The 3,561-nt window shown below is 37.7% G+C and carries 3 protein-coding genes; 1 reads left to right on the top strand and 2 read right to left on the bottom strand.

Annotated features, from left to right (window positions below):
- Positions 1–185: 185 nt before the first annotated feature.
- Entirely contained in the window at positions 186–2,036 is a 1,851-nt protein-coding gene (gene hrmK / locus H6F47_RS27040) for a hybrid histidine kinase/response regulator HrmK (protein WP_190651828.1), read from the bottom strand.
- 185 nt (positions 2,037–2,221) lie between these two features.
- On the opposite strand from hrmK, the gene H6F47_RS27045 reads away from it, so the two are divergent.
- Positions 2,222–3,088, top strand: a complete 867-nt coding sequence (locus H6F47_RS27045) for a branched-chain amino acid ABC transporter permease (RefSeq protein ID WP_096565675.1) — start codon at positions 2,222–2,224, stop codon at positions 3,086–3,088.
- A gap of 192 nt (positions 3,089–3,280) precedes the next feature.
- Here the strand turns inward: H6F47_RS27045 and psaX are convergent, their stop codons facing one another.
- A complete protein-coding gene (gene psaX / locus H6F47_RS27050; protein WP_096565677.1) occupies positions 3,281–3,397 on the bottom strand; it encodes a photosystem I protein PsaX in 117 nt (38 codons plus the stop codon).
- Positions 3,398–3,561: the final 164 nt, after the last annotated feature.

The following is a 3,561-nucleotide window of genomic DNA, read 5'->3' on the forward strand; positions in this document are numbered from 1 at the left end:
GATTTCAAGAGATGGCAAAGAAATTTTCAAATCTCCTCCTGACTCCTGACTCCTGACTCCTGACTCCTATGCCCTCACGGAAAGACTTTCTCAGCAACCCCTAAGTATTCAGCCTCCTGCCTTCTGCCTTCGTTAATTTTCTTGCTCTTGAAAACTAGAGACTTTAAACCCAATTAACCTCATTATCAATTGTCAATTATCAATTGTCCATTGTTAAATCCTTGACAATATTTTGCTACCATACTACCTAAAACTTGTAAATCTATGGGTTTGGAAATATAATCATCAACACCAGCAGCTAAACAAGTTTCTTTATCTCCTTTCATAGCCATTGCTGTTTGGGCAATTATCGGAATATGCTGATATTGGGGATGTTTTCGCAGTTGTTCCACTAAACTCAAACCGTTGCTATCTGGTAAATTCACATCCATTAAAATTACTGCTGGTTGTATCTGTGGGAGAGTCATCCACATTTCCTGTGCATTCTTAACACAAGTCACTTGATAACTTAATATACTTAAATAAATTCGTATTAATTCAGAATTGGCAAAATCATCTTCTACTAATAAAATTTCTCTTGATGCACTGATGGGAATATGAGAAGAAAACTGAGAAGCAGAAGAATTACTCGTTACTTGACTTAATTCTAAATCTTTTTCTGCTTTGACTTCGATTGCTTCCAAAACTTTTCCTGTGGGTTTAAGTGGTAGGATAATAGTAAAAGCAGAACCTTTATTTACTTCCGATTCTAACTCTAAAGAACCACCATGAATTTGAGCCAGTTGTTGTGTCACTACCAACCCTAAACCAGTACCTTCGTTGTTTCTAGAACCGGGGTTCATAATTTGGCTATAAGGACGAAATAGTAAAGATTGATATTCTTTGGAAATACCAATTCCAGTATCCCAAACTGTAAATCGTAAAGATGAATCTTGTGTAGCTACTCTTAAACCAACACTACCTGAATTGGTAAATTTGACTGCATTAAATAATAAATTCAAGAGCATTTGCTTGAGTCGCAAAGAATCAGCTAATAAAGTTGTTACATCATCGTTAATTTCTAAACGTAATTTCAAACCTTTATTAGCAGCTTTTTCTTTCACTAAAGCTAAAACATTGCTACATAATGATGGTACATCAATTATTTCCCATTGTATTTCTAGCTCGTTGGCTTCTATTTTGGAAAGATCCAAAATATCGTTAATCAAGTCTAGTAAATGCTTACCACTCGATTGAATAATGTGTAAATATTCTTGATGGCGTTGTCTGTCTGGTTCGTAACCTTGTGCTAAAAGTAGATGAGTAAATCCAATTATAGAACTTAAAAGTGTGCGGATTTCGTGACTGGTATTGGCGAGAAATTGATTTTTAAGTTGATTGGTGCGTTCTAATTCTTGATTATAATTAGCTAATTGTTTACATCTTTCTTGCCAAAATTGCATTTGCTTTAGTTGTGTTAAGGCTGTATGACAATGCTGAATTGTTCTTTTAATGAATTGCGATCGCAGGGGAGTTAAGGATGGTTTAATTGAAACACCATTCACGTTAGACTTTGATGTGGCAATAATTAGCCATGCCATCATACCGTTATCATCATCAACTAAACGCCAAGCACTGCCAGGTTTTTGTTTCTCCATTTGCTGCAAATCTTCCAGTCTGATGGTAGCGTTTAACCTCAAGTCCAGCTTTGTTCCAGGTTGGGATATTATTTCTATGATTGGTGTTCTCAGGGAGGAAGAACTAGAAACATAACAAATCTTACCCACTATTTCATCTGCTGGAAATTGAGCGATCGCCACCCAACGCCCATTTAAAGCTTTTTCCAGTTCGTTGACTACCGTTTGATAAATTTCTGCTTCTGTCCCTGTGGACTGCATCATATTAGCAGCCAGCAGACAATCATTTAAACGACTCTGCAAATGATTTAAGCTGTTTTGCAACCAAAAATTATCCCGCCGTTGCTGGATTGTGTGCAAAAGTTTTGATGTTCCATCGATCTGGGAGTTTTGTTCTGGTAAGTTTGAAGACTGCTGCATGGTTTACTAGACAGCCAAAGAAACTAACCTTGGCAGGAAATTATGAACTGGATTTTATGTATATTAACGTAGAAATATCTTTTAATTGTAAATTATAACTGATAGTATCTATTGTAACGCCTAATGCAACTGTTATTGAATCACATTACACATTTATTTTATTTTCTTCACAGAAACTTAAAACAATGGATACACAACTAGCTCAATTAATCATTAATGGCATTGCGGTGGGCAGTATTATTGCTCTAGGAGCAGTAGGACTAACGCTGACCTATGGAATTTTACGATTATCAAACTTTGCTCATGGTGATTTTCTTACCTTGGGAGCTTATTTGACTTTGGTAGCCAATGCCTTGGGTGTAAACATTTGGCTATCAATGATTTTAGCAGCATCGGGAACAGTCGCAGTAATGTTACTGACAGAAAAATTGCTGTGGTCAAAAATGCGGTCAGTTCGTGCTACTTCCACCACACTGATCATCATTTCTATCGGACTGGCCTTATTTCTCCGCAACGGCATTATTTTTATTTGGGGTGGTAAAAACCAAAACTATAATCTCCCTGTCATCCCTGCTTTAGAATTTGGGGAATTACGGATACCGCAAAATCAATTATTGGTACTAGGGTTAGCTGTGCTGGCGATTTTGTTTCTTCACTACATATTACAAAACACTAAAATCGGTAAAGCTATGCGAGCAGTAGCCGATGATTTAGACTTAGCTAGAGTATCTGGTATTAACGTTGATAGAGTAATTCTTTGGACTTGGATAATTGCAGGTACTTTTACTTCTTTAGGCGGTAGTATGTACGGTTTGATTACCGCTGTACGTCCGAATATGGGCTGGTTTCTGATTTTGCCCTTGTTTGCCTCTGTGATTTTGGGTGGTATTGGCAACCCCTACGGTGCGATCGCTGCTGCTTTTATCATTGGTATTGTTCAGGAAGTCAGCATCCCTTGGCTAGGTTCTCAGTATAAACAAGGTGTAGCTCTCTTAATCATGATTTTGGTGCTGCTCATCCGTCCCAAAGGTTTATTTAAAGGCACAATCTAATACCATTTTAGATTGTGGATTTTGGATTTTGGATTGTGAAAGTCTTGATATATCAACATTTCATCTTTTAATTGTTCAAATTCATCTTTCCAATTAGTATAAAAAATCAGCCTTCAGCCGTCAGTATTTAGCATCAACCTAATGGCAAGAAAGTTGATCGCTAAAAGCTGAAAGCTGAAAGCTGAAAGCTAATTATTCAATGATCTGAAAATAATAAGCTGCCACCAAGAAGTTGATCGCCAACAGTAGCAACGCCCAACTGGCACGGAAAACGTAAGAAGGTTTAGCAGCTTTTCCTTTGGAAGTCATAAATTTGGTTCTCCTGATTTAATCACTTTTCCACAAATAGCAAACATAAGCGCCAATTTTCCAGAAACTTTAAAAATATTTGTGTGGGGACTGGGGACTGGGGACTGGGGACTGGTGACTGGGGACTGGGGACTGGTGACTGGGGACTGGGGACTGGGGACTGG

The sequence above is a fragment of the Sphaerospermopsis sp. FACHB-1094 genome (genome assembly GCF_014696195.1).
Classification (GTDB): domain Bacteria; phylum Cyanobacteriota; class Cyanobacteriia; order Cyanobacteriales; family Nostocaceae; genus Sphaerospermopsis; species Sphaerospermopsis kisseleviana.

Bases quoted from the DNA above. Each gene is read 5' to 3' on its own strand.
- hrmK (WP_190651828.1), bottom strand. From the start codon at position 2,036: ATGCAGCAGTCTTCAAACTTACCAGAACAAAACTCCCAGATCGATGGA.
- H6F47_RS27045 (WP_096565675.1), top strand. From the start codon at position 2,222: ATGGATACACAACTAGCTCAATTAATCATTAATGGCATTGCGGTGGGC.
- psaX (WP_096565677.1), bottom strand. From the start codon at position 3,397: ATGACTTCCAAAGGAAAAGCTGCTAAACCTTCTTACGTTTTCCGTGCC.